Below are 25,714 nucleotides of genomic sequence, written 5' to 3'. Positions count from 1 at the left end.
CCTTTTTAAGCGGCAGGTTGCAGGCCGAACATCGCCAGTTGTTGAGTGCTGCCCTTGTGTTGAATCAGGCGTGGATCGTCGAGAGGGAAGTCTCGGCCCAACTCGCTTTCGAGAATAGCCTGCAACTTGTGATTATCGACCTGACCGTCTGGACCGATGGCTTGTTTGAGTTTGGCCGGGTCGATCTGCGCGGTGTGGCCCGGTTCGAAATAGATCGCACCGGTGGCGAAGTCGACGGCAAACGCGATCAGCCCGGGAATGACGTAGAACAGCAGGCCCACGGCGTCGAGCACGGCAATCGCCGGGTCGATCTTGCCGTCGATCTGCCCGCGCCGGTCCGGGTAGAAAATCGAACCGCACGCGGTGATTTGCGTGAGCAGGGTGGCGACCAGTACACCGCCGATCAGGCGAAAAGGTAAGCGCATGGGAAATCTCCTGATTCATCTAAGAACGAAGCGTCGTCGTGTGAAGTTAAGACCCTGACGAACGCCAAGCAGTTCGCCGTTATACTCGGCGCTGGCAGGGCGTGCCCACAGTAAATTGCGGCCTCGTCTCACCCCCTACCGAAATACGTTGAGGATTGAAGTTGTTTTCTCCAGATCGACACCGTGTGAAGGCTAATGAATTCTATCGGGGTTCGGCCCTCCGGGCTAAAGCTGTGAGCGCGCCATGCTGCGTTGCGGGACTTGGCAAGGAAACGACCCTTACCTGCGTCCCGCGCCTTGCCTGGCACGCTCACAGCTTTAACGCGACTCGCAATTTACTGTGGGCACGCCCTGGGGAGCCAGCATGAATTCTTTGCCAATCGATGAAGTTTTACCCGCCCTGCGTGAAGCCTTGGCGACGCGCCACGAAGCCGTGCTGGAAGCACCGCCCGGCGCCGGTAAAACCACCCGTGTGCCGTTGGCCTTGCTCAATGAAGCCTGGCTGGCCGGGCAGACCATTCTGATGCTTGAACCGCGCCGTCTCGCCGCGCGTGCCGCCGCGGAACGACTGGCCAGTGAGTTGGGCGAGAAGGTCGGGGAAACCGTCGGTTATCGCATCCGTCTCGACAGCAAGGTCGGCCCCAACACCCGTATCGAAGTGGTCACCGAAGGCATTCTCACCCGCCGCTTGCAGGACGACCCGGCGCTGGAAGGCGTGGGCCTGCTGATTTTCGACGAATTCCACGAGCGCAGCCTCGACGCCGATCTGGCGTTGGCGTTAAGTCTGAACGGTCGCGAGCTGTTTCGGGCTGAACAGCCGCTGAAGATTCTGCTGATGTCGGCCACGCTGGAAGGCGAACGTCTGGCCGGGCTGCTGGATGATGCGCCGATCCTGCGCAGCGAAGGGCGCATGTACCCGGTGACGATGCGTTGGGGTCGGCCGTATCAGCCTGGCGAGTATATCGATCAGCGCGTCACTCAAACCGTGCTTGAAGCGCTGCATGACGAAAGCGGTAGCCTGTTGGTGTTCCTGCCGGGACAGGCGGAAATCCGTCGTGTGCATCAACAATTGGCCGACGCGATCGGTGAGCGCAGTGATGTGTTGCTCTGCCCGTTGCACGGTGAACTCGACCTCAATGCGCAACGCGCGGCGATCGATCCGGCCCCGGCCGGCCAGCGCAAAGTGGTGCTGGCCACCAACATTGCCGAGACCAGTCTGACCATCAACGGCGTGCGCGTGGTGATCGATGCCGGGCTGGCGCGGGTGCCGCGTTTCGATCCCGGCAGCGGCATGACGCGCCTCGATACCCAGCGAATTTCCAAGGCCAGTGCCACTCAGCGCGCGGGTCGGGCAGGGCGTCTGGAGCCGGGCGTTTGCTATCGCTTGTGGTCGCAGGATCAGCACGAACAACTGGCCGCGTATGGCAGTGCGGAAATCCTCTCGGCGGATCTCGCCAGCCTGGCCCTGCAACTGGGCCGCTGGGGGGTGACGCCGGGCGAACTGGTCTGGCTGGATGTTCCGCCAGCGGCCGCTTATGCCCAGGCGCAGGATTTGTTGCAGCGGCTCGGCGCCCTGGAAGGTGAGGCGCTGACTTCTCACGGTCAGGCCATGGCTGAGTTGCCCGCGCATCCGCGCATCGGTCATTTGTTGTTGCGCGGTCAGGCGTTGGGGCTGGCGAACATGGCGTGCGATGTCGCCGCGTTGCTCGGCGAGCGCGATATTTTGCGCGGTGCCGGGGCGGATTTGCACAGTCGATTGGTGCTGCTGTCCGGCGAAGAACGCGCCGCCCGTGGTGCGCAGGGTGGGGTGCAACGGGCCAAGCAACTGGCACGGCAATATCGCGGTTATCTGCGCGGCAAGGCGAGCGAGCCGGTCAGCGATCCCGAGCATCCGCGCTGGCTCGGCGCATTGTTGGCGCTCGCGTATCCCGATCGCGTCGCGCAACAGCGGCGTACCGGTGGCGCTGAATATCGTCTGGCCAACGGTCGCGCGGCGCTGTTCGCCGAAGCCGACAGCCTGATGAAAGAGCCGTGGATCGTCATCGCCGACCTCGGCAGCCGTCAGGGCCAGCGCGAAGAACGCATTTATCTGGCGGCGGATTTCGACCCGGCGCTGTTCGATTCAGTGCTCGCCGAACAAGTGCGTAACGTCGATCAACTCGACTGGGACGAGCGCGAAGGCGTGCTGCGCGCCGAGCGTCAGCGTAAGGTCGGCGAGCTGATTCTCAGCCGTGAACCGCTGACCGGTCTCGATGAAAATGCACGCAGTCAGGCGCTGGTCAATCTGGTGCGGCGCAAAGGTCTGGAGCTACTGCCGTGGACGCCGGAGCTGCGCCAGTGGCAGGCGCGCGTGGCGTTGTTGCGGCAGTTGGAATTGAACAATCAGAGCGACAGCCAATGGCCGGACGTCAGCGACGCGACGTTGCTGGTTACCCTCGAAGATTGGCTGATGCCGTATCTGGGCAAGGTCTCGCGGCTCAGCCATTTTGCCAATCTGGATCTGTCGAGCATTGTGCGTAACCTGCTGCCGTGGCCGTTGCCGCAAAAGCTTGATGAGCTGGCACCGCATCACCTGAGCGTGCCGTCGGGATCATCGATTCGTCTGGACTACAGCGAGTTTCCGCCGATCCTCGCAGTACGTTTGCAGGAATTGTTCGGACTGGCGGATACCCCGCGAATTGCCGGCGGGCGGCAGGTGGTCAAGTTGCATCTGCTGTCGCCGGCGCGGCGCCCGGTGCAGGTCACCCAGGACCTGGCGAATTTCTGGCGCAGCACCTATGCCGAGGTGAAGAAGGATTTGAAGGGGCGCTATCCGAAGCATTATTGGCCGGACGATCCGTTGGTGGCCGAGGCGACCGCACGGGCCAAACCGCGTGGTACGTGAAGAGCAAAAGATCGCAGCCTGCGGCAGCTCCTACATGGGATTGAGTTTGCTCATGTAGGAGCTGCCGCAGGCTGCGATCTTTTTTGCTGTTAAAGGTGGGTCTTGGCCGTCAGTTGTTCGCGGCAATAGTCGGCGAACAACTGCGCAGGTTTGGTCAACTGCCCACGCTTGAGCCACGCCGCCACCAGACCCGATCCGGTGACGTCTTCGACGATGTCCACGCACACGACTTTCTTGCCATCGTAAGTGCATTCCGAATGGGGTTTGGTCACCAGAATCGAAAAGCCGAAACCCTGGCCGACCATCCCGCGCACCATCTCGATCGACGGCGAGCTGAACTCGATGCGTGGCGTCAGGCCCAGTTCTTCGAAGAGGCTGACAAAGTAGGTCCGGCTCGGCTGCACATCGAGCAGGATCATCGGATCCAGACACAGGTCCCTTAGCGAAACCTGCTTGTACTGGGCAAAACGATGATCCGCCGGCAACAGCGCATAGGGCCGTTGCGCTGGCATCAGCGGTTCGGTCTGAATGGTCGCGTCGAGTTCATGCTCGTAAAGGATCACCAGATCGAACGCACCCGAGGTCAGGCCTTGCACCAGCTCCTGCTGTTCGCCGTCGCGGATGCGGATTTGAACCCCCGGGTACAGCGCCGAAAACCCGGCGATCAATTGCGGCAAGTACAACGGCGCAACCGTTTCGAAACAGCCGATATCGATCTGCCCGGCGACTACGTCGTTGTCGGCGAGGGCGTTCTGCTCGAACTCCTTGGCCATGCGCAGCAGTTCCTGAGCCTTGCGCAAGAAGCGTGCGCCGCTCGGTGTGAGGGAAACCCCTTGGGCGTGATGGCGGATCAGCAGCTGTACGGCGAAGCTGTCTTCCAGCGCTTTGATCGCCGTGGAAATCGCCGGCTGCGCGATGTACAGCTTGCGCGAGGCCTCGGCAACGCTGCCGCATTCGACGGTGGTGATGAAGTATTTCAGCTGACGCAAATTGTAGGCGGCCACGGCAAACCTCAGGACGAGCGGTCTCGACTTCCAAGCAATTTGTGCGCCGCCACGTCCGTTGCGCGACGATGTTCTTATCCCTCAACCATAGCCACCCACGCAGCATTTGGGGGAAGTCATTGCCCAGTGTTTTTATTGCCTGCGAAGACATTTTTACTATTTTTAGCGCCTGCGAGGCTGAGCGACCATCGATGGACAATAACCTCCAGGAGCATCCGTCGTGTTCGAGCTTGCAGAGTGGCAGCGCCGTGCCGTTGCATTGAAGTTTCCCGACCAGGCCGTGATCGACGGCAAGCATTGCGCCGCGCAATCGGGGCAGACGTTTGCCGCGATCAATCCCGCGACTGGCGAGTGTCTGGCCAATGTCGCGGCGTGTGACGTGGAGGATGTCGACACAGCAGTACGCAATGCGCGACAAGTGTTCGAGGCGGGTACGTGGTCGCAACGCTCTCCGGCCGAGCGCAAGCTAGTGCTGCTGCGTCTGGCTGATTTGCTGATGACGCATCGCGAAGAACTGGCGCTGCTCGACTCGCTGAACATGGGCAAACCGGTGATGGACGCCTACAACATCGATGTCCCGGGCGCCGCCGGGGTGTTCCGCTGGTACGCCGAAGCTATCGACAAACTTTACGATCAGGTCGCACCCAGTGCACCGAATGTGCTGGCGACGATTACCCGTGAAGCTCTGGGGGTGGTGGCCGCTGTGGTGCCGTGGAATTTCCCCTTGGACATGGCGGCGTGGAAGCTTGCGCCGGCGTTGGCGGCGGGCAATTCAGTGATCCTCAAACCGGCCGAGCAGTCACCGTTTTCGGCGTTGCGTCTGGCCGAGCTGGCGCTGGAAGCAGGGTTGCCTCCGGGTGTGCTCAACGTGTTGCCGGGGCTTGGCGAGCAGACTGGCAAGGCGTTGGGTTTGCACACGGATGTCGATTGTCTGGTGTTCACCGGCTCGACCCAGGTCGGCAAATATTTCATGCAGTATTCCGCGCAGTCGAATCTCAAGCAGGTGTGGCTGGAGTGCGGTGGCAAGAGCGCCAACCTGGTGTTCGCCGATTGTCAGGATCTGGATCTGGCGGCGGAGAAAGCGGCGTTCGGGATCTTCTTCAATCAGGGCGAAGTCTGCTCGGCCAACTCGCGCTTGCTGGTGCAGCGTTCGATTCATGATGCGTTCGTCGAACGCCTGAAAGCGCAGGCCGAGCGTTGGCTGCCGGGTGATCCGCTGGATCCCCAAAGCAGCGCTGGCGCCATCGTTGACCACCAGCAAACGGCGAGCATCATGCGCTTCATTCGCAGCGCCGAGCAGTCGGGGGCGACGCAGGTTTGTGGCGGTCAGCAGCGGCGCTTCAACGGGTCGGACAACTTCATTGAGCCGACGATTTTCACCGGCGTCACCGCGGACATGCCGCTGTTTCGCGAAGAGGTATTCGGGCCGGTGCTGGCGGTGATGCCGTTCGATGATGAGGCCGAGGCCATACGGCTGGCCAATGACAGCGTGTACGGACTGGCTGCGTCGCTGTGGACCGATGACCTCAACCGCGCACACCGCGTGGCGCGGCAGTTGCGCGCGGGTACGGTGTCGGTCAACACGGTGGATGCGCTGGATGTGACCGTGCCGTTTGGCGGCGGCAAGCAATCGGGTTTTGGCCGGGATCTGTCGCTGCACTCGTTCCACAAATACACCCAACTGAAAACTACCTGGTTCCAGTTGCGCTGACACCGAGTCGCCCTTATCGCTGGCAGGCCAGCTCCCACAGGGTTTGGTGGTATCCAAAAAAACCGCAGCACACCCGAGATCCCTGTAGGAGTGAGCCTGCTCGCGATAGCGGTGGCTCAGGCAGCCAGGTTATCGACTGACCTGACGCCATCGCGAGCAGGCTCACTCCTACAGTTTTTAGTGGTGTACGCAAATCCAGAGCACACTCGCGATCCCTGTGGGAGCTGGCTTGCCAGCGATGGCATTCTCCCAGCCACAGAAAATCCGCGATCTGCACCCACCTTGCGCACCTCGGCAATCCCCGCCCGTTAGCAGTGCGCACTACCCAGTTTTTTCATCATTTGCAGCCAACAATTTCCTGATTTTCCTCACCGCGCACATGGGCCACCATCGATCTTGCCCGCCAGCCGAATGTTGTCCGCCCAAGTGTCCGCAAGAGACCAACGGCAGCAACTGCACAACGGCCGGCGACCGTACTGCCCATGACAAAACTAAATCAACAGCGTCGGGAGTGCTCCATGATCAAGTCCTTGTGTATTCGTCTCACTCATCCTCTGGCAATCACCGCCCTTGCCGCCACGGTCGCGACCAGCGCTCAGGCCGGCACCCTGTCCATCGGCCACACCACGTGGGTCGGCTACGGCACCCTCTATCTGGCGCAAGACTTGGGCTACTTCAAGGAAAACGGTCTGACCGTCGAATTGCCAGTGGTTGAAGAGGCCTCGATGTACATGGCGGCGCAGGCGTCCGGGCAACTGTCCGGCTCGGCGTCGACCATCGACGAGATACTCAAATACCGCCCGCAGTTCTGCTTCAAAGCCGTCGCGGCGCTGGATGACAGCCATGGCGGTGACGGCGTGCTGGTCGGCAAGGATGTGAAAAGCCTGCAAGAGCTCAAAGGCAAATCCGTGGCGGTCAACGAGGGTTCGACCTCGCAGTTCTGGCTCTCGTACCTGCTGAAAAAGAACGGTATGAAGATGAGCGACATCACCGTGCAGAACATGACCGCTGACGATGCCGCCACCGCGTTCATCGCCGGTCGCGTGCCTGCCGCCGTGACCTGGGAACCGCACCTGTCGATGGTCCGCAACAAGCAGCAGGGTAAAGTGTTGATCGACAGCAGCAGCACTCCCGGCGTGATCGTCGATGTGGTCGCGCTCAATTGCAGTGTTATCGAGAAGCAGCCCGAGGACGTCAAGGCGCTGGTCGCCGGTTTGTACAAAGCCGTGCAGTACACCAAAGATCACCCGGAAGACGCTTACAGGATCATGGCCAAAGGTGTCGGCGGCTATCTGTCCGATCCGAAGGAACTGGCCGCTGCCGCACAAGGCGTGCGCTTCTACGATCAAGCCATGAGCGAGAAACTCCTGGGCTCACCGGGCAAACCGGGTGACAGCGCGCCGCTGATCAAACTGGCCAACGAAACGGCCAGCGAATTGCAGGGCAAACCTTACAACGTCAGCAACGACGAGCTGGTCGACAACCGTTTTGTCAGCCCGCTCTAGGAGGCTTGCAATGTTCAAGCGCAATTCGTGGCTGAGCCGCAGCCTCACACCGAAAACCGCATTGCCGGTGCAAGTGGTGTGGAGCGCCAGCGGTCTGGCCTGGGTGTTGTTGGTTGGCCTGTGGGCCGGGCTTTCTTATGGCGGCATCGTGCCGGGGATGTTCTTGCCGACGCCGGGTGCGGTGGTTGAGGCCGCCGTGCGCCTGAGCCGTGATGGCACGCTCGGCACGCATGTGTGGGCGAGTGTCGAAGTGGTGATGGTCGGCTTCATTGTGTCGTCGCTGGTGGCGGTGCCGTTGGGGTTGCTGATGGGCAGCTTCCGCATCGTCCAGGCGTTTCTTGAACCGCTGGTGAACTTCATTCGCTACCTGCCGGTGACCTCGTTCGTGCCGCTGTTCATTTTGTGGATCGGCATCGGTCTGGAACAGCGGGTGTCGGTGATTATCTTTGGCGTGTTCTTCCAGCAACTGGTGATGATCGCTGATGTGTCGAAGGGCATTTCCAAGGATTTGATCAACGCTTCTTACACCTTGGGTTCCAACCGCCGCGATGCGGTGTTGCATGTGATAGCGCCCGCCTCAGTGCCGGGTGTACTCGACACGTTGCGGGTGACCATGGGCTGGGCCTGGACCTATCTGGTAGTAGCTGAACTGGTCGCCGCCTCGAGCGGTTTGGGTTACTTGAGTCTGAAAGCCATGCGCGGTTTTCAGGTCGACGTGATTTTCCTCGCCATCGCGATTATCGGCCTGCTCGGTCTGGTCACCGATCAACTGTTCCGTTTTCTCCGCCTGAGGATTGCCGCATGGGCTCAGTGACTGCTGCCAATCATCGTTTCATCGAACCCGTCGCAACCCCGGCGCAAGCGGCGCCGCGCTTGCAGGTGGACAAGGTCAGCCTGCGTTACAAGAAACCTGACGGCGGCACGTTTACGGCGCTGGAGGAAGTGTCGTTCGAAGTGCCGGATCAGCAGTTTGCTGTGCTGGTCGGGCCATCGGGCTGCGGCAAGTCGAGCCTGTTGTACCTGACTGCCGGGCTGGCTGAGCCGACCTCCGGCGAGATCTACGTCGGTGGTCAGCAAGTGCAAGGCCCCGGCGCGGATCGCGGCATGGTCTTTCAGAGCTACACACTGTTCCCGTGGCTGACCGTGCGGCAGAACGTCGAGTTCGGCCTCAAGCGCCGGGGCATGCCGGCGGCGCGGCGCAAGGAGATTGTCGATTACTACGTCAACGAAGTCGGCCTCGCCGGGTTCGCCGACAACTACGCCAAGCAGCTGTCGGGCGGGATGATGCAGCGCGTGGCGATTGCCCGAGCGCTGGCCAATGACCCGCAAATTCTACTGATGGACGAACCGTTCGGCGCGCTCGACAGCCAGACGCGTCTGCAGATGCAGCAGTTGTTGCTGCGGGTCTGGGGCAACAGCAAGAAGACCGTGTTGTTCGTCACCCATGACATCGACGAAGCGATTCTGCTCGGCGACCGTGTCTACGTGATGGGCGCCAAACCGGGGCGTATCAAACAGATTCTCGATGTGCCGATCGAGCGTCCGCGCTCACTGGACATGGTCATGGAGCGCTCGTTCATCGACATGAAACGGCAGATCTTCGGACTGCTGCATGACGACCTGGAAGAAGTGCACTGAATCTGGGCCGACACCGAACCTTGTAGGAGTGAGCCTGCTCGCGATGGCGTAGTGTCAGTCGCCGTCTCTGTTGCGTGATACGGCGCTATCGCGAGCAGGCTCACTCCTACAGGAATTACGGAGCGGCGGGCAGGAGGAAGCGTGCAATCACCGGCAGGTGATCGGAAATGCGCAACGTATCGTCCTGGCGCACCTTCGCTTCGACCCGCTTGATTTTCGGGCTGTAGAACAGATAGTCGACCGTACGATCCGGGCCATTCAGGCCGGGGTCGTTGGGGTAGTGGGTCAGCCACTGTGCACGGTCGATACCACTGGCTTCGTTGTTGGTCGGGATCATCGGGTACTTGTCCCACAGCAGATGCAGTTCGCTGTCGACGGAGTAGGGCGTGCGCTGTTCGGCGGGGAGACGACGATACTGGCCGAGCGGCAACAGGTTGAAGTCGCCACCGATCAACCACGGCAGGCCCTGGCCCTCGTACTTGTCGAGCACCTTGGCGACTGCGCTCACTTGCGCCTGCAAGGTGTCGTCCGGTTGGCTGGCACGCTCCAGATGCGTGTTGAACACGGTCAGTTGCCCGCCATCACTCAAGGGCAGTTTGGTCGCGAGCAGGGCGTCTTTTGGCTGGAATTGACGGCTGATGATATTGGCCGCAGCGACCGGCAATTGCAGGCGTTCGGCGTGTTCGATGCGGTAGCGGCTCAGGGTCGCCAGTTGTCGGCCGACGCTGCCGTAAATATGCGGATCGGGGACAAATTCGGCTTTCCAGTCGAACGCACTGGCGCTGCACGGATACAGGTCGGCGACCCGTTCCTGCAGCAGCTTGAGCTGGTTCTGATAGTCGCTGGCCTTGGCGCCGTCATCGAGTTCCTGCAACAGCACCACATCGGGCTGCTCATCGCGGATCACCCGCGCCACTTCGTCGAGGCTGAAGGCCATGTCTTCCAGGGTCGGTGTTTCATCGTTGCCCTGGGCCAGATCATTCCAGAACACGTAACGTTTGCCGGCGAGGTACTGCACGTTCCAGGTCATGACTTTCAGCGCCTGCCCCGGCACCAGTGTCGGTGGCGTTCCGGTGCAGCTGACCGGCAGGGTTTCGCGGGCGTCGGGGCGCCAGGTCAGGCTGAACAGCAGCCCGCCGATCAGGACGATGGCGAGCACGACAAGCAACAGGGTGTAGCGCAGTAGACGGGTCATGGCTCGGCTTATAGCGTTACAGAAAGTGGCCCCGAGCATACCTGACGGCCGTCTCGAAGCCCAAGCGCAGAGCGGTCAGATTGCTCTGTCACGTTTGTCAGGCAATTCGCTGATCAGCATGAACAGGCGGAACAACACCACACTGGTGAACAGTTGCAGGAAGCTGTGAGCGCTGTCGATCAGTATCGCGATCACCGGGTTTTGCGGCTCGGGGTACACCGCCAGCGTCGCGCCTTTGAGCAACCACAACGGCGTCATGACGCAGAGAATGCACAGCAGGATCCGCCAGAAATGTCCGCGGGTCAGGCGCAGGCTTTCCTTCATCGCCTGCAGGGGCCCCATGCCACGCAACACCAGCAAGTATTCGCCGAACGCGAGCATCACCATCAGCATCAGGCCCGGCAGGAAGTACAGCGACAGACCCAGCAGAATCAGCAAGGTGTTCAACGCGGTGAGCAGGGCGAAACGCGGCCACAGGGTAGCGGCCATCGCCAACAGATCACGGTTGCGCGGCGCCTCGCCACGGCTGCGCGCATCAAGGAACAGGATCAGCGCCGCGGTGTACAGCGGATACACCAGCAGACCGACGACGATACTGATCGCCGAGATGTTTTCCGGGCCGCTGGCGTGATCGACCATTTGTTGCAGGAACGCTTCGAAAATCACCAGCGGCAGGCACAACCGCACGATGCTGCCCAAATGGCGTTTGAAAAAATACAGAGAGTCGCGCAGTACTTCGAGGGCATTCATCAGTCGGTATCGCAGGTCGAAAACAGTGGCTCACTTTAACCGATGATGGCGGGGGCGACACAAACGTAAACATTCGGTAAAGGTCATTGAAACATCCTGTCACTGTCTCCATTACGGGAGAGCACCTTGCCTACAGTGGGCGAGGGCAATGTTATCCCCGGCAATCTACGAGGTCGCCATGAACAGCGAAGAGCAAACCCTGATCGATGGACTGTTTTCCCGGCTGCAACAGGCCGAAACGGAGGCAGCCCCGCGCGACGCCCAGGCTGAGGCGCGGATCAAGGAACACCTGACCCGCCAGCCAGCGGCAGGTTATTTCATGACCCAGGCGATTCTGGTGCAAGAGGCTGCGCTCAAGAGCCTCGACGAGCAGAACAAGCAACTGACTCAGCAAGTCCAGCGCTTGCAGGCTGAGTTGCAGTCGGCCAAGGCGCAGAGTGCTGCACCGGCGCCAAGCAGCGGCGGTGGTTTCCTGTCGAGCATCTTTGGCGGCAGCGCGCGTCCGGCGCCAACTCAGAGTGCCGCCCCGGCGTCGACCGGCGGCTGGCGTGAACCGGCCCCGCAGCAGAATTACGCGGCCCCGGCGCCCCAACAGAACTTCGCTGCGCCGCCGCCTAACTATGCGCAGCAAGCGGCTCCGGCGGCGGGCAGCAGCTTCCTTGGCGGCGCCTTGAAAACCGCTGCCGGTGTGGCCGGTGGCGTGATGCTGGCGCAGGGCATCAGCAGCCTGTTCCATCACAATCAGCAGCCGGAAGAAATCGTTGAAGTGATCAAGGAAGAGCCGGCGCAGGTCGCCGACCAGAGCAACAACGGCTGGGGCGATGATCAGCGTGTGGCCGATAACGGCTTCTCTGGCAATGATCAGAGCGGGTTCACCGACACCGACTACAGCGACGACAACTCATCGTTCTTCGATGACGACGACTCCTTCGTCTGACCAACGGTCAGCATCGAACCTTGTGGCGAGGGAGCTTGCTCCCGCTGGGGCGCGTAGCGGCCCTTTCTTTTAAAAAGAATGGCCTGCTGCGCAGTCCAGCGGGAGCAAGCTCCCTCGCCACACTGCCTTTTACTGGCATACTGAGCGCCTTTTTCGGGCCCTGCGCCTGATCCCGCTTCGTGCGCTTGCGCGCCCACAGGAACTCCGGTGAAAAAAATCGCAGTGTTCGCCGACGTGCAGAACCTCTACTACACCGTGCGTCAGGCCTATGGTTGTCACTTCAACTACGCCGCATTGTGGGCGGACATCAGCAAGGACGGGCAGATCGTCGAGGCCTACGCCTACGCGATCGACCGTGGCGACAGCAAACAGCAGCAGTTCCAGCAGATCCTGCGCAACCTCGGTTTCACCGTGAAACTCAAGCCCTACATCCAGCGCAGCGACGGCTCGGCCAAGGGCGACTGGGACGTGGGCATCACCCTCGACATCATGGACGCCGCCGACCACGTCGACGAAATCGTCCTGGCTTCCGGTGACGGCGATTTCGACATGCTGCTCGAGCGCATCATCAGCAAACACGGTGTGCAAGCGGTCGCCTACGGCGTGCCCGGCCTGACCGCCAACTCGTTGATCCGCGCCGCCAGCCGTTACGTGCCGATCGAAGGCGCGCTGCTACTGAAGAATTGATTTGAACGGAGTACAACCCGGTTTGGAACGCATTGCAGTCATCGACTTTGAAACCACTGGCCTGTCGCCGAACAGCAACTGCCGCGCCACGGAAATCGCCGTGGTCATGCTGGAAAACGGCCGCATCGTCGAGCGTTACCAGAGCCTGATGAACGCCGGCGTACGCGTCCCGGCGTTTATCGAGCAACTGACTGGCATCAGCAACGCCATGCTGCGCACCGCGCCGTCGGCGGAACAGGTGATGAATGAGGTTAACGAGTTTGTCGGCTGCACGCCGCTGGTGGCGCACAACGCCTCGTTCGACCAGAAGTTCTGGGACTTTGAACTGGGGCGGATCAAGCGCACGCGGTTGCAGAACTTTGCCTGTTCGCTGCTGCTGGCCCGCCGGTTGATGCCCACGGCGCCGAATCACAAGCTCGGCACCCTGACCACATTCGCGCGCCTGCCGCATACAGGTCAGGCTCACCGGGCCATGGCCGATGCCGAGATGGCGGCCAACCTGATGGCGCATTTGGCGGAAGAGTTACGGCACAAGCACGGCGTCAGCGAGCTATCGCACGACCTGCTGTGCAAATTGCAGAAAGTCCCGGCGGCCAAAGTCAGCGAACACCTGCAGCGCTACCGCTGATCCCCAATCCAACACAGAACCCCTGTGGGAGCGAGCCTGCTCGCGAATACGGTTTTTCATTCAACATTGATGTTGTCTGATACACCGCTTTCGCGAGCAGGCTCGCTCCCACAGGGGCAATCATTGTCCTCAGGATTTGCCGTTGCTTTCGATGTGGCCGACCGGCACGCGCGTCTCCATCGCGCTCGAAAACACAATCGAGGTCTAGGAGCTGCCGAAGGCTGCGATCTTTTCGCGTCAGGCAAGACTGGCGAATTGTTGACTATCAACCTTGTCCACCGGCATAAATCCGGTTGTTTTCTTGAAATTCATCGTGTGTACAAAGTTCTTCATCGAGTCGGATGGATCGATGCTTTGCATGTTGAGTTTGAATAGCGTCTCGCGTGCAAGCGCGACGCTGAGGATCGGCTGATCTTCGAGATGGCCGGTTGCGGAGTTGAGAAGAGAGTCAACCGCCGTAACAATGACGAGTCGTTCGGGAAGAATACTCAGCAGTTCCTGGCCTACGCGCAAAACACAGCTGGATACGTAGTCCTGTAACAGCTCATTGAATTTGCTGATCGGCATTTTTTTTACGGATAGTTTTCCACTCTGTAGTAGCGACTTGATTTCTTGAGGGATCACTTTGATGCCGTGTACCGAGAGTGTGCATTCGAGAATGCCGGTTTCGGCAACCGAGAAATTAATTGACGTGCCCAAGTGCGAAATGTCCGTGAACGGATCCACTCGCAGGACTGCATCAATTTTCGATTGGGCATTACCAGCGAGTATTCCCAACGCAAGCTCGTGATCTACTTTCCAATCCTGATACTGCGCTTCCCACTCGCTTAATTCTTGAGCCAACTGCTGCGTATCTTTGGCAACCGCTGCTTGAATGGCTAATTCAATTTTTTTGCGTTGCCTGGCCTCAAGTTTCAAGGCGCGCGCAAAGAAACCAGGCTTATAACTGGATTGTTTTGCCCTTGCCTGGTTTTCATGGGTATTGAGCGCTTCGGGTTTAATCGGTGGCGGTTGATTTGCGAACTCACTCCAGTCGATCCTCTCGCCACAGTCTTTATGCACAGACAGCAACAAATCTATGTGGTTTTCGTAGACCTCAACTTCGTACGCGGCCTGCTCAAGAGCCTCCATTTTTGCGAATTCTTTCTGACGTATCTGCAATTCGCGTTGGCGCCGCTTCGAGTTGCGCTCAGCTCTCCTGGCTGACGCCTGCATTGAGCGTAGGGTTCCCTTCCAAGTCATTCCTGAGTTCCTCTCATTTGTATCGGGGCTTTATTTTTTGAGACAGACCGATTCTCTGCATAGTCAGGACATTAGCTGCTGCGCTGGGTGGCGTCCATCGACCAAAAGTCTCGTGTAATCGGGTTGTTTAGTTATGTGTATGGTTGGGCGAAGCATCCTACTGAAGTTTAGGGGGAATCTGTCTTGAGCCCAGATAACCCCACCGTTAACCTCTGTGCGTCGCTGCAAATTCAGCGATCGGGACTGCAAGCCCGCCGATAGTTTGTTAGGAGACCACTGGCAAACCTATAATCGCGTCGCTTCAATTAGCGACTATCGATTTATGGTAGCTGTGTGCGGGAGACCTTCGGGTCTGCCGAGGTCTCCTACTCGGTCTTGCAGACCCGCGCACAGCTGCCACCCATCATCTGCAAGTGATGCGGGCAGCTCCGATGTTTTAAGGAGATTTGTCATGGTCAAGGTTGTCCCCACGCACTCAGAAAATTTCGGTTCAGCAATCCCTCGTGAGCCGCTCATACAACCCCAATTGTTCATCCGTCATCACATTCAACTGCGGGCTACTCTGCAACATGCAGAGGCTTGGTTCTGTGCTCGAGACATCGGTCGTCTGATGGGGCTGGAAATCAATGCGCGGCAAGTGCTCAAGCTGGATGAGGATCAGCGGCAGATGATGCATCTGGCAGGTAATGATGGCGTTCAAGAGTTTTTGATGCTGAGCGAGTCAGGGGTTTACGCAATGCTGGTTTATCACTATTCCCCAGAGAACCGTCATCTGCGTCGTTGGCTGACCCACCAGGTTGTGCCAATGCTCCGTCAGAATTCGAAGTCAGTTCCAGATCCACATCTGCGCTTGATTATGTGTGCCGGGGAAACGTTGAGGCTTCTGCATTGGCGCAATGAGCCATGGATACGCATGCGAGACATGCCGTATGTGTTGACTTAGGAAGATGCGAGCTACAGATGAAGGGCTCTTGTTGATTTCAGAATTGGAAGACTGATTTCTGATTAGGCGAAACAACTCTAAGCCCGCTCGCGATGACGGTGCGTCAGTCAACATTTGTTTCGACTGATGCGCCGCCATCGCGAGCAGGCTCACTCCTACAGGGGATTTGTGGTGGGCTGAACTATTTGCCGTTGCTTTCGATGTGGCCTAAAGGCACGCGCTTTTCGATGGCGCTCGACAGCACAATCGAGGTCTTGCTGAAGCCGAACTTCGCCACCCGATTGATCAACTCCTCCAGCTCCGTCATCGATCCCACCGCGGCCTTCATCATCACGCACGGATCGCCTGTCACTCGGAAGCACTCGGTCAGTTGCGGGATTTTCACCAGTTCGTCGTAGACCTTCTGGCTGCCGTTCTGGTGCAGGCGCAGTTCGATCATGCACTGGATCGGCAGGCCGATTTTCGACAGGTCGATTTTCGCCTCATACCCGGTGATCACCCCGGCTGCCTCAAGCTTGGCGACGCGCTCGGCGACGGCGGGGGCGGAGAGGTTCACTTTGCGCGCGAGGTCAGCGTAGGACGCTCGACCGTTTTCCAACAGGGCGCTGAGCAGCATGCGGTCGTATTTGTCCAAGGCCGGACTCCAGAAAATGCCAGACTTTCGAAATCGCGGTTTATCCCACCGATCTCCGTGATTTCCAAAGTGTACCGGCGCTATAAACAGGTTTTGTAGCTTATTTTTGCCCGTCGGCCTTTCTAGAATAATCCATCCCCTGAGCCTGACTTTCGAGCTGCCCATGCCTGCCTTGCGCCGTTTTTCCTTGCCGTTGATCGCCGCGTTTTTCGCGCTGTATGTGATTTGGGGATCGACCTATCTGGTGATCCGCATCGGTGTCGAGTACTGGCCGCCGCTGATGCTCGGCGGGGTGCGCTTCGTGATCGCCGGCACGTTGATGTACGCCTTCCTGCGCTGGCGCGGGGCACCGGCGCCGACCTGGGCGCAGTGGAAAGCGGCGGGGATCATCGGCATTTTGCTGCTAAGTTTCGGTAACGGCGCGGTGAGCGTGGCCGAGCACACGGGGGTGGCTTCCGGTGTTGCAGCGTTGGCGGTGGCGACGGTGCCGTTGTTCACTTTGCTCTGCGGCTATTTCTGGGGCGCGCGTAACACTCGGCTGGAGTGGGCCGGGGTGGCGTTGGGGATTATCGGCATTGCCATGCTCAACATGGGCTCCAACCTGCAATCGAGTCCGATGGGCGCGGCGTTGCTGATTTTTGCGGCGGCGACCTGGGCGTTCGGCTCGGTGTGGAGCAAACATCTGCCGTTGCCCCAAGGCGCGATGGCCAGTGCGGTGGAGATGCTGGTCGGCGGTGTGGTGCTGCTGATCGGTAGCGCCGCGAGTGGTGAACACCTGCAAGCCGTGCCGCCGATTGAAGGCTGGCTGGCGCTGGCGTATCTGATCTTCTTTGGCTCGATCATCGCCTTCAACTCCTACATGTACCTGCTCAAACACGTGCGTCCGGCGGCGGCGACCAGTTATGCCTACGTCAACCCGGCGGTCGCGGTGTTGCTGGGGATTGTGTTTGTCGGCGAGACCATCGGTATCGAAGAAGCCTTGGCGATGCTGGTGATCATCAGCGCCGTGGTGCTGATTGGCCTGCCGCAGTGGCGCCGGCCAGCACAACCGCCAGTCGTAGCGCCGCCAGCCGTTCCAGCGGAACAGCGCGCGAATTAGGGTAAACTGCGCGGCATTGCACACTCGTGTCGCACAACTGCGCTGAATTTTTCCTACGGTACTCCCATGACTTTCGCCTCCCTTGGCCTGATCGAACCCTTGCTGCGCTCTCTCGAGACGCTCGGCTACCAGACCCCGACGCCGGTGCAGGCGCAAGCCATCCCGGCCGTTCTGGCCGGTCGCGACCTGATGGCCGCCGCCCAAACTGGCACCGGCAAAACCGCCGGTTTCGCCTTGCCTCTGTTGCAGTTGCTGAGCATGGAAGGGCCGAAAGTCGCTGCCAACTCGGCGCGAGCGTTGATTCTGGTGCCGACCCGCGAGCTGGCCGAGCAGGTTCATGAGTCTGTGCTCCAGTACGCCGAAAACCTGCCGCTGCGCACTTATGCGGTGTACGGCGGCGTCAGCATCAACCCACAAATGATGAAGCTGCGCGGCGGCGTCGATGTGCTTGTCGCCACGCCAGGTCGCCTGATCGACCTGTTCCGCCAGAACGCGCTGAAACTCGATCAACTGCAAACGCTGGTGCTGGATGAAGCCGACCGTATGCTCGACCTGGGCTTCTCCGAAGAACTGGCGAACATTTACCGCATGCTGCCTAAAAAGCGCCAGACCCTGCTGTTCTCCGCGACCTTCTCCGACGACATCCGCCTGCTGGCCGGGCAAATGCTCAACGATCCGCTGACTGTTGAAGTCAGTCCGCGCAACGTCGCCGCCAACACCGTCAAGCAGTGGATCGTCACGGTGGACAAGAAGCGCAAGGCCGAACTGTTCGTGCACCTGATGCGCAAGAACAAGTGGAAGCAGGTGCTGGTGTTCGCCAAGACCCGTAACGGTGTCGATGCACTGGTGGAAAAACTCCAGGGCCTGGGTGTGAATGCCGACGGTATCCACGGCGATAAACCACAGGCGACCCGTCAGCGTGCGCTGGATCGGTTCAAACTCAGTGAAGTGCAAATTCTGGTGGCCACCGACGTGGCTGCCCGTGGTCTGGATATCGAAGATCTGCCGCTGGTGATCAACTTCGACTTGCCGATTGTGGCTGAGGACTACATTCACCGGATCGGCCGCACGGGTCGTGCGGGCGCGACGGGTGAGGCAATCTCGTTGGTGTGCGCGGATGAAGTGAATATGTTGTCAGCGATTGAAATGCTGACTCGCCAGACGTTGAAGCGTCAGAACGAGCCGGACTTCGAACCTGAACACCGCGTGCCGGACACCGATGCCAGCGGTCAGGTGATCAAAAAGCCGAAGAAACCGAAGAAGCCGAAAGCTTCAGGTGGTGGCGGCAAGCGCAATCTGGGCAAGTGGGTCGACAGCGGCGAGACGCAGGCGCCGGAGCCATCGATCAAACCTGTACGTAAAGTGCCGGTGTTCAACACTGGACCGCGCAAGCGCAAGCCTTAAGGTCAAAAGCCCCTCACCCTCTCCCCGAGGGAGAGGAGACTGATTGGGGGATGCTTGTGAAGTACGCCGACCTGAGTCTGTGGCTGTGAATCCATAATCGACAGGGCCTTTGCCAGTTACCTCGGCCGGCTGACCGAATCCATAATCGACTTGGTGTTTCAGGTCGATGTATGGCGCCGGACACCTCGGTCGGCTCCCTCTCCGTCTGGGAGAGGGCAGGGGTGAGGGTTTAGATTTTTAGCCATTGCACAATACCCAACCCCGCCGCCCGCCCACTGGCAAAACACCCCGTCAGCAAATAGCCGCCCGTCGGCGCTTCCCAATCGAGCATCTCACCTGCGCAGAACACCCCCGGCAAGGCCTTGAGCATCAGCCGCTCGTCCATCGCCTCGAACGTCACGCCCCCGGCACTGCTGATTGCTTCGTCCAGCGGGCGGGTTTTGATCAATGTCAGCGGCAACGCCTTGATCGCCCGAGCTAACAGCGCGGGATCGGCGAAGGTCGCCGCATCAGTCAACTCACGCAACAACGCCGCTTTCACCCCATCAATCCCCACCTGACTGTGCAGATGCTTGGCCATCGAGCGCGAACCGCGTGGCTTGCTTAACGCTGCCTGCACTTTATCCACAGGTCGGCCGGGCAGCAGATCGATGTGAATCACCGCCGCGCCAGACTGATTGATCGCCTCACGAATCGGCGCCGACAGCGCATAAATCAGACTGCCTTCAATGCCGGTCGCGGTGATCACGCATTCGCCCAAGCGCGGCACATCGTCGTTCAAGCCGATGGCGATATTTTTCAGCGGCGCGCCGGCGAATTTACTCACCATCAAATCGCTCCAGGCCTGCACCTCGAAGCCGCAATTGCTCGGTTGCAAAGGCGCTAGTCCTACACCGCGTTGCTCCAGCGCCAGCATCCACGCGCCGTCGGAGCCGAGGCGCGCCCAGCTGCCGCCGCCGAGGGCGAGCAGGGTGGCGGCGGGTTTTACGGTGATTTCGCCATCGGGGCTGTCGATGCGCAGCGCGCCGTGTTCATCCCAACCGAGCCAGCGATGGCGGGTGTGGATAACTACGCCACTGTCGCGCAGGCGTTTGAGCCAGGCGCGCAAAAGTGGCGCGGCTTTCATGTCGGTGGGAAACACGCGGCCGGAGCTGCCGATGAAGGTTTCGATGCCCAGATCATGAATCCATTGGCACAACGCATCGGCGTCGAAGCCGCGCAGCAACGGTGCGATCTGCGGTGCGCGTTCGGCATAGCGCGAGAGGAACGCCGGGTAGGCTTCAGAGTGGGTGATGTTCATGCCGCCGACGCCAGCGAGCAGGAACTTGCGGCCCACCGAGGGCATGCCGTCGTAGAGATCGACGCGGATTCCGGCCTGGCTCAGCACTTCGGCGGCCATCAGGCCGGCGGGGCCACCGCCGATGATGGCGACGTGAGCGGGGGAGGAGGCGGAAGTCTGGGTCATGGCGTGCGCTGCGGTATGGCGGGATAAGGCGCGCATTCTAACAGCGCAAACCAATGTGGGAGATCCTTGTGGGAGCGAGCCTGCTCGCGAAAGCGGTGGGTCAGTCAGTGAAATGTTGTGTGTACCGACGCCTTCGCGAGCAGGCTCGCTCCCACAGTAGGATTTTGCTGGATTCAGTGTCTGGTTAAAAAATAGCCAGTGCTCTGTGGGCCGCAATTGGTATGGCCTGTAGTCCCTTTCACTCAGGTTATCCACAGGCCGTTCCACAGCGATTGTGGGTAACGCAGCACAACTCAATGACAACCGTGTGACTGCCAGACCCGTTGCGCGCTGTGATGAAGGATGCCGTGGCGGCGGGCGAGGGCGTGGCGATCCTTGCTGTAACCGCCGCCAATCACACCCATCACCGGAATGTCGCGGCCCAGACAATGGCGCATCACGCTTTCATCGCGGGCGGCGACGCCTGCGTCGGTCAACTGCAGATAACCGAGGGCATCGTCCTTGTGCACATCGACGCCAGCGTCATACAGCACCAGATCCGGTTGATACAGCGGCAGCAAATAGTTGAGCGTGTCGTCGACCACTTTCAGGTAATCAGCGTCGCCCATGCCTTTGGGCAGTGGGATGTCCCAGTCGCTTTCCGCCTTGCGTGCAGGAAAATTCTTCTCGCAGTGCAGGGAAACGGTAATCGCCTCCGGCGTGTCATGCAGGATTCGCGCGGTGCCGTCGCCCTGATGCACATCGCAATCGAAGATCAGCATGCGATTCACTCGGCCGCTTTGCAGCAGGTAATGGCTGATGATCGCCAGGTCATTGAAGATGCAGAACCCCGCCGGATAGTCGTAGTGCGCATGGTGGGTGCCGCCGGCCAAGTGGCAGGCCAGACCGTGTTCCAGAGCTTTTTCCGCCGCCAGAATCGAGCCGCCGACCGCCCGCACCGTACGCCGCGCCAGCGCTTCGTTCCACGGCAGGCCAAGGCGCCGCTGGTCTTCGCGGGACAACTCGCCGCTCATGTAGCGTTCGATATACGCACGGTCATGGGCGAGGGCGAGGATATCGTTGGGGCAGATCTCCGGGCGCAGCAGATCAGCGTCGCGGGTCAAACCGCTGTCGATCAGGTGATCGCGCAGCAGGCGAAACTTGTCCATCGGGAAGCGGTGATCCGCCGGAAACTCGGGGCTGTAGTCTTCGTGGTAGATCAGCGGCAGTGGCATGGCGGTTTCATGTAGGAACGTAGGAAAGAGTGAAGGATCCTACCAGCGATGTAGACTTGCGGCATGGAAACGGAGGGGCATGATGGAGCCGATACTGGAACTTGAAAGCGCGCGCTTGCTGATGCGTCAGTGGCAAGACGAGGATTTGCCGGCATTTGCCGCGATGTGCGCCGATCCTCAAGTGATGCGCTATTTTCCGGCACCATTGAGCCGCCTGGAAAGCGCGTCGATGATCGGCCGCGTGCGCGGGCATTTTGCCGAGCACGGTTTTGGCCTGTGGGCGCTGGAGCGCAAGGACAGCGGTGAATTCATCGGTTTCACCGGGCTCGGCGTGGTCGGTTTCGATGCACTGTTCACCCCGGCAGTGGAAATCGGCTGGCGCCTGGCCAAGGAGCATTGGGGCCTGGGTTACGCCAGCGAGGCCGCGTGGACCGCTCTGCGCTGCGGCTTTGATCGATTGGCGTTGAAGGAAATCGTCTCCTTTACCGCGCAATCCAATCTGCCCTCGGAGAAAGTCATGCAGGCGATCGGCATGCATCACGCCCCGGAAGATGATTTCGATCACCCGAAACTGGCCGTCGATCATCCGTTGCGCAGGCATGTGCTGTACCGCATTACTCGGGAACAATGGCTGCAAACCTTGCATGGATAAGCCGACACGGACGTTTACAATGGCCGCCATATCATTGGCCCGCGCCAGAATCTGAATCGGCCGCCGCAGCCAAGACTGCGCGGCATAGCTTTGTGTGAGGAGAGTCTGAATGAGCCAAGTGTTGGAAGATCTGGTCGACCTGCTGACCCTGGAACCGATCGAAGAAAACCTGTTCCGTGGCCGTAGCCAGGATCTCGGTTTCCGTCAGTTGTTCGGTGGCCAGGTGCTCGGCCAGTCGCTGTCGGCAGCCAGTCAGACCGTTGAAGAAGCGCGTCATGTGCATTCGATGCACGGCTATTTCCTGCGTCCGGGCGATGCCAAGTTGCCGGTGGTCTACTCGGTCGATCGCGTGCGCGATGGCGGCAGCTTCAGCACTCGCCGCGTCACGGCGATCCAGAAGGGCCATCCGATTTTCACCTGCAGCGCTTCGTTTCAATACGACGAGGCAGGCTTCGAGCACCAGAGCCAGATGCCGGTCGTGGTCGGTCCGGAAAACCTGCCGTCGGAGCTGGAGTTGACCCAGCAACGCGCGCACCTGATTCCCGAGCACATGCGTGAAAAACTGCTGTGCCCGAAACCGATCGAAGTGCGCCCGGTCACCGAAAAAGACCCGTACAACCCGCACCCGGCCGATCCGATCAAATATGTGTGGTTCCGTGCCGATGGCGCACTGGCCGACATTCCGGCGCTGCACAAATACTTGCTGGCGTATGCCTCGGACTTCGGTCTGCTGACCACCTCGATGCTGCCTCACGGCAAATCGGTCTGGCAGAAAGACATGCAGGTCGCCAGCCTCGATCACGCGCTGTGGTTCCACAACGATCTGCGTGCCGACGACTGGTTGCTCTATGCGATGGACAGTCCGTGGGCCGGCAATTCGCGCGGTTTCTCCCGTGGCAGCGTGTACAACCGCGCCGGGCAACTGGTTGCTTCGGTGACGCAGGAAGGCCTGATCCGCCATCGCAAGGATTGGGCATGAGCCTGCAAGAGGTGAAGCACTGGGTGTTCGACATGGACGGCACGCTGACCGTCGCCGTGCATGATTTTGCGGCGATTCGCGTGGCGCTGGCGATTCCGCCGGAGGACGACATCCTCACTCATCTCGCGGCATTGCCGGCGGACGAGGCGGCGGCGAAACACGCCTGGCTGCTGGAACACGAAAGGGATCTGGCGCTGGGTTCGACCCCGGCCACCGGGGCGGTGGAGCTGGTGCGTGACCTGCACGCACGCGGTTATCGCCTCGGCATTCTGACCCGCAATGCGCGGGAACTGGCACACGTGACGCTGCAAGCAATTGGCCTCGCCGACTGCTTTGCGGTGGACGATGTGTTGGGCCGCGATGAAGCGCCGCCGAAGCCGCATCCGGGTGGACTGTTGAAGTTGGCAGAGGCCTGGGCTGTGCCGGCCAGCGATATGGTGATGGTCGGTGATTACCGTTTTGATCTGGATTGCGGGCGAGCGGCAGGGGCGCGGACGGTGTTGGTGAATTTGCCGGAAAACCCGTGGCCTGAGTTGACCGATTGGCATGCGAAGGATTGTGTCGAGTTGCGGCGGATGCTGCTGGCCTGAGATTTATGTTGTCAGAAGGGACGCCTTCGCGGGCAGGCTCGCTCCCACATTAGATATTCGGTGCACAGAGATTTTGTGTAATGCATCAATCCAATGTGGGAGCGAGCCTGCTCGCGAAGAGGCCAGATCATCCACCGCACAACTTACTGATCGAACAACGCCTTCTGCCCCTCCGGCGAGGTCAGCATCCCATCGCCGTTATGCCCGACCCCGGGCACTTCCACCAGTCGCTGATTCACCCCTTCCGGATGTCGGCGCAGCAAATAGCCGAAGTACAACTTGCCACGCTCGAGGCGATACGCACCTTGCGCCTCGGCTTCACAACGCTTGTCCAGCGCCGGATGATTGGGATCGATGTCCTGCTGCCCAAGCAGATAAATCACCTCGCGTTTGATGTAACTGCTCTCAAGCTGCAACGGCGTTTGCCCACCGGCATACACCGGCATGTCTGACAGACCGTACTTCCAGCGATTGAAACCCGCGCACTTGGCGTGATCGAACGCCACTGGCCGTTGCTCATTGAAATAGGCGTACGACGACGGGTTGGCGACCACATAGCGCAGACGAATGCCGTTGGCTTTCAGTGCCGGCTGCTCCTTGGCGAGCAGGGCATAACGCTGCACCACTTGGCCGCCGCCGGAGTGCCCGAAGATCACGATCTGCTTGACGTCGGGAAACTGTTTGCGATCGCTGATCCGTCCGACGATCTCGTCAAGCGCAGCATAGGAGCTCAACGGGTTCGGCCCTGTGGATAAGCCGCCGCCCATCCAGTCGTTGCCTTGCCAGCGCAGCAACGTGGTGGGCAACGAGTACAGCGCGACATCGCTTTGATTGAGGAACTGCGGCGCGATCACCAGCGTGTGGGCGCTTTGTCCTGCCAGCTCGGCGGCGCTCTCGGCGCTTTTGCGATAGGTTTCCGAGTTGCGCAAACGGCCATGAATGACGATCAGCACGCGCTCGATCTTCTCCGGCGCAGGACCAATGCCTACCGCCATTTCCCCGGCCTTGAATTGCAAACGACCGGGGCTGACCGCATCGACACCGGCGGCGTGCGCGGTGCTGCCAACGATCAGTAACGCCAAAAGCCATTTATGCATTTACAGGTTTTTCGCCGCGAAGGTGTCGCACTGGCCGACCTGGCCTTGCGCGAATCCGGTTTTGAACCAGCGCACCCTTTGCGCCGACGTACCGTGGGTAAACGAGTCCGGCACCACACGGCCCTGACCTTGTTGTTGCAGGCGATCATCACCGATGGCGTTGGCCGCATTCAAGGCTTCTTCGATGTCACCCGGTTCCAGCCAGTTCAAACGCTTCTGCGCGTTGTAGGCCCAAACGCCGGCGAGGCAGTCGGCCTGCAATTCCTGACGTACCAGCAAACCGCCGTCGCCTTCCATCTGCCGGCCTTGCTGACGGGCTGTCTGAATTTTCGCCGAGACGCCGAGAAGCGTCTGCACATGGTGCCCGACTTCGTGAGCGATCACGTAGGCCTGGGCGAAGTCGCCAGCGGCTTTGAAGCGCTGTGACATTTCCTGGAAAAACGCCATGTCTAGATAGACCTTCTGGTCGGCCGGGCAGTAGAACGGGCCGGTGGCCGAGGTCGCCAGACCGCAGGCGGAATTGACCCGATTGCTGAACAGCACCAGGGTCGGGTCCTTATATTGCCGGCCGGCCTGCTGGAAAATCGAGCCCCAGGTGTCCTCGGTATCGCCAAGGATCGAGCGGACGAATTCGGCCTGTTCATCGTTGGCCGGCGGCGCCTGGCGGGTTTGCGAAGTGGGTGCCGATTGTTGTGTGGATTGCCCGGCGAGCTGACCGAGAATCTGCAGCGGATCCTGCCCGGTGATCCAACCGATGCCGACGATCAGCAGAATCGCCCCCAGACTCAGACCTTTGCCGCCGCCAAAACGCATGCCGCCGCCACCGCCGGCATCATCACCACGGGCGTCGACGACGTTGTCACTGCGTCGGCCTTTTTTCCATAGCATGTGGGAATCCTCTGTTTGTGTCGGGTGGTGATGAGTGTTGCTGCTGTGGGAGTGTGGCGCCAGTCCGGTCGTCCGTCTATTGGCCACACGCAAACAGGCCCGGCCTCGTGCTGACGAGGTCGGGCCTGTTATTGACGGTCTGG

Annotated in this window: 24 protein-coding genes; 14 read left to right on the top strand and 10 right to left on the bottom strand. The window is 60.2% G+C overall.

Features of this window, described 5'->3' with window-relative positions; translation table 11 throughout:
* Window positions 1–5: 5 nt before the first annotated feature.
* Window positions 6–425, bottom strand: a complete 420-nt coding sequence (locus tag BK670_RS00700) for a hypothetical protein (RefSeq protein WP_007909665.1) — start codon at window positions 423–425, stop codon at window positions 6–8.
* Window positions 426–789: 364 nt separating this feature from the next.
* Between BK670_RS00700 and hrpB the strand changes: the two genes are divergently transcribed.
* The gene (gene hrpB, locus BK670_RS00695) at window positions 790–3,309 is read left to right on the top strand and encodes an ATP-dependent helicase HrpB (RefSeq protein ID WP_123448232.1); all 2,520 of its coding nucleotides are present in this window, start codon (window positions 790–792) and stop codon (window positions 3,307–3,309) included.
* Window positions 3,310–3,398: 89 nt separating this feature from the next.
* Here the strand turns inward: hrpB and BK670_RS00690 are convergent, their stop codons facing one another.
* Window positions 3,399–4,313 carry a LysR substrate-binding domain-containing protein gene (locus BK670_RS00690; protein ID WP_123448231.1) on the bottom strand — a complete coding sequence of 305 codons (915 nt, stop codon included), beginning with the start codon at window positions 4,311–4,313 and terminating at the stop codon, window positions 3,399–3,401.
* A 220-nt stretch (window positions 4,314–4,533) separates the two neighbouring features.
* Between BK670_RS00690 and BK670_RS00685 the strand changes: the two genes are divergently transcribed.
* The 4 genes from BK670_RS00685 to BK670_RS00665 all read left to right on the top strand — a co-directional run bounded on the left by BK670_RS00685 (window position 4,534) and on the right by BK670_RS00665 (window position 9,167).
* Window positions 4,534–6,024, top strand: a complete 1,491-nt coding sequence (locus BK670_RS00685) for an aldehyde dehydrogenase (protein WP_123448230.1) — start codon at window positions 4,534–4,536, stop codon at window positions 6,022–6,024.
* A gap of 518 nt (window positions 6,025–6,542) precedes the next feature.
* The gene (locus BK670_RS00675) at window positions 6,543–7,529 is read left to right on the top strand and encodes an ABC transporter substrate-binding protein (protein ID WP_123448229.1); all 987 of its coding nucleotides are present in this window, start codon (window positions 6,543–6,545) and stop codon (window positions 7,527–7,529) included.
* Window positions 7,530–7,539: 10 nt separating this feature from the next.
* Entirely contained in the window at window positions 7,540–8,343 is an 804-nt protein-coding gene (locus BK670_RS00670) for an ABC transporter permease (protein ID WP_123448228.1), read from the top strand.
* On the top strand, window positions 8,331–9,167 hold the full coding sequence (locus BK670_RS00665; protein ID WP_034153794.1) for an ABC transporter ATP-binding protein: 837 nt from the start codon (window positions 8,331–8,333) through the stop codon (window positions 9,165–9,167). Before BK670_RS00670 ends, BK670_RS00665 begins: the two co-directional genes overlap by 13 nt.
* Before the next feature lie 115 nt (window positions 9,168–9,282).
* Here BK670_RS00665 and BK670_RS00655 read toward each other — a convergent pair whose 3' ends face one another.
* Both BK670_RS00655 and BK670_RS00650 read right to left on the bottom strand, forming a co-directional pair.
* The gene (locus BK670_RS00655) at window positions 9,283–10,362 is read right to left on the bottom strand and encodes an endonuclease/exonuclease/phosphatase family protein (RefSeq protein WP_123448227.1); all 1,080 of its coding nucleotides are present in this window, start codon (window positions 10,360–10,362) and stop codon (window positions 9,283–9,285) included.
* Between the two features lie 75 nt (window positions 10,363–10,437).
* Complete coding sequence (locus BK670_RS00650; RefSeq protein WP_123448226.1) at window positions 10,438–11,112, bottom strand: YciC family protein; 675 nt, start codon at window positions 11,110–11,112, stop codon at window positions 10,438–10,440.
* 178 nt (window positions 11,113–11,290) lie between these two features.
* Here BK670_RS00650 and BK670_RS00645 point away from each other — a divergent pair, with 178 nt between their 5' ends.
* The 3 genes from BK670_RS00645 (at window position 11,291) to BK670_RS00635 (ending at window position 13,364) form a co-directional block, all read left to right on the top strand.
* Window positions 11,291–12,049 carry a DUF2076 domain-containing protein gene (locus BK670_RS00645; protein ID WP_123448225.1) on the top strand — a complete coding sequence of 253 codons (759 nt, stop codon included), beginning with the start codon at window positions 11,291–11,293 and terminating at the stop codon, window positions 12,047–12,049.
* A 207-nt stretch (window positions 12,050–12,256) separates the two neighbouring features.
* Entirely contained in the window at window positions 12,257–12,736 is a 480-nt protein-coding gene (locus BK670_RS00640; protein WP_007949802.1) for a LabA-like NYN domain-containing protein, read from the top strand.
* A 22-nt stretch (window positions 12,737–12,758) separates the two neighbouring features.
* A complete protein-coding gene (locus BK670_RS00635) occupies window positions 12,759–13,364 on the top strand; it encodes a 3'-5' exonuclease (protein WP_123448224.1) in 606 nt (201 codons plus the stop codon).
* Between the two features lie 237 nt (window positions 13,365–13,601).
* Here BK670_RS00635 and BK670_RS00625 read toward each other — a convergent pair whose 3' ends face one another.
* Window positions 13,602–14,606, bottom strand: coding sequence for a hypothetical protein (locus BK670_RS00625; protein WP_123448223.1), 1,005 nt, complete (start codon window positions 14,604–14,606; stop codon window positions 13,602–13,604).
* 451 nt (window positions 14,607–15,057) lie between these two features.
* On the opposite strand from BK670_RS00625, the gene BK670_RS00620 reads away from it, so the two are divergent.
* The gene (locus BK670_RS00620) at window positions 15,058–15,549 is read left to right on the top strand and encodes a BRO-N domain-containing protein (protein ID WP_123448222.1); all 492 of its coding nucleotides are present in this window, start codon (window positions 15,058–15,060) and stop codon (window positions 15,547–15,549) included.
* 181 nt (window positions 15,550–15,730) lie between these two features.
* Here BK670_RS00620 and BK670_RS00615 read toward each other — a convergent pair whose 3' ends face one another.
* Window positions 15,731–16,183, bottom strand: coding sequence for an Lrp/AsnC family transcriptional regulator (locus BK670_RS00615; protein WP_095048752.1), 453 nt, complete (start codon window positions 16,181–16,183; stop codon window positions 15,731–15,733).
* A 163-nt stretch (window positions 16,184–16,346) separates the two neighbouring features.
* Between BK670_RS00615 and yedA the strand changes: the two genes are divergently transcribed.
* Together yedA and BK670_RS00605 are read left to right on the top strand one after the other, a co-directional pair.
* Entirely contained in the window at window positions 16,347–17,282 is a 936-nt protein-coding gene (gene yedA / locus BK670_RS00610) for a drug/metabolite exporter YedA (protein WP_123448221.1), read from the top strand.
* A gap of 66 nt (window positions 17,283–17,348) precedes the next feature.
* Complete coding sequence (locus tag BK670_RS00605) at window positions 17,349–18,686, top strand: RNA helicase RhlE1 (RefSeq protein ID WP_123448220.1); 1,338 nt, start codon at window positions 17,349–17,351, stop codon at window positions 18,684–18,686.
* A gap of 229 nt (window positions 18,687–18,915) precedes the next feature.
* Here the strand turns inward: BK670_RS00605 and BK670_RS00600 are convergent, their stop codons facing one another.
* Together BK670_RS00600 and BK670_RS00595 are read right to left on the bottom strand one after the other, a co-directional pair.
* Window positions 18,916–20,151 carry a TIGR03862 family flavoprotein gene (locus BK670_RS00600; RefSeq protein ID WP_123448318.1) on the bottom strand — a complete coding sequence of 412 codons (1,236 nt, stop codon included), beginning with the start codon at window positions 20,149–20,151 and terminating at the stop codon, window positions 18,916–18,918.
* Between the two features lie 293 nt (window positions 20,152–20,444).
* Window positions 20,445–21,365 (bottom strand): histone deacetylase family protein, encoded by a 921-nt coding sequence (locus BK670_RS00595; RefSeq protein ID WP_123448219.1) that lies wholly within the window; start codon window positions 21,363–21,365, stop codon window positions 20,445–20,447.
* A gap of 82 nt (window positions 21,366–21,447) precedes the next feature.
* Between BK670_RS00595 and BK670_RS00590 the strand changes: the two genes are divergently transcribed.
* The 3 genes from BK670_RS00590 (at window position 21,448) to BK670_RS00580 (ending at window position 23,586) form a co-directional block, all read left to right on the top strand.
* Window positions 21,448–22,017, top strand: coding sequence for a GNAT family N-acetyltransferase (locus BK670_RS00590; RefSeq protein ID WP_123448218.1), 570 nt, complete (start codon window positions 21,448–21,450; stop codon window positions 22,015–22,017).
* Between the two features lie 109 nt (window positions 22,018–22,126).
* Window positions 22,127–22,996, top strand: coding sequence for an acyl-CoA thioesterase II (tesB, locus tag BK670_RS00585; protein ID WP_123448217.1), 870 nt, complete (start codon window positions 22,127–22,129; stop codon window positions 22,994–22,996).
* Window positions 22,993–23,586, top strand: a complete 594-nt coding sequence (locus tag BK670_RS00580; protein ID WP_123448216.1) for an HAD family hydrolase — start codon at window positions 22,993–22,995, stop codon at window positions 23,584–23,586. Before tesB ends, BK670_RS00580 begins: the two co-directional genes overlap by 4 nt.
* A gap of 143 nt (window positions 23,587–23,729) precedes the next feature.
* Here BK670_RS00580 and BK670_RS00575 read toward each other — a convergent pair whose 3' ends face one another.
* Both BK670_RS00575 and ypfJ read right to left on the bottom strand, forming a co-directional pair.
* Complete coding sequence (locus BK670_RS00575) at window positions 23,730–24,683, bottom strand: alpha/beta fold hydrolase (RefSeq protein WP_123448215.1); 954 nt, start codon at window positions 24,681–24,683, stop codon at window positions 23,730–23,732.
* Entirely contained in the window at window positions 24,684–25,571 is an 888-nt protein-coding gene (ypfJ, locus tag BK670_RS00570) for a KPN_02809 family neutral zinc metallopeptidase (protein ID WP_123448214.1), read from the bottom strand.
* Window positions 25,572–25,714 lie beyond the last annotated feature (143 nt).

It is taken from the genome of Pseudomonas fluorescens, from assembly GCF_003732425.1.
Classification (GTDB): Bacteria; Pseudomonadota; Gammaproteobacteria; order Pseudomonadales; family Pseudomonadaceae; genus Aquipseudomonas; species Aquipseudomonas fluorescens_BE.
This window is presented reverse-complemented; position numbering and strand designations above follow the sequence as displayed.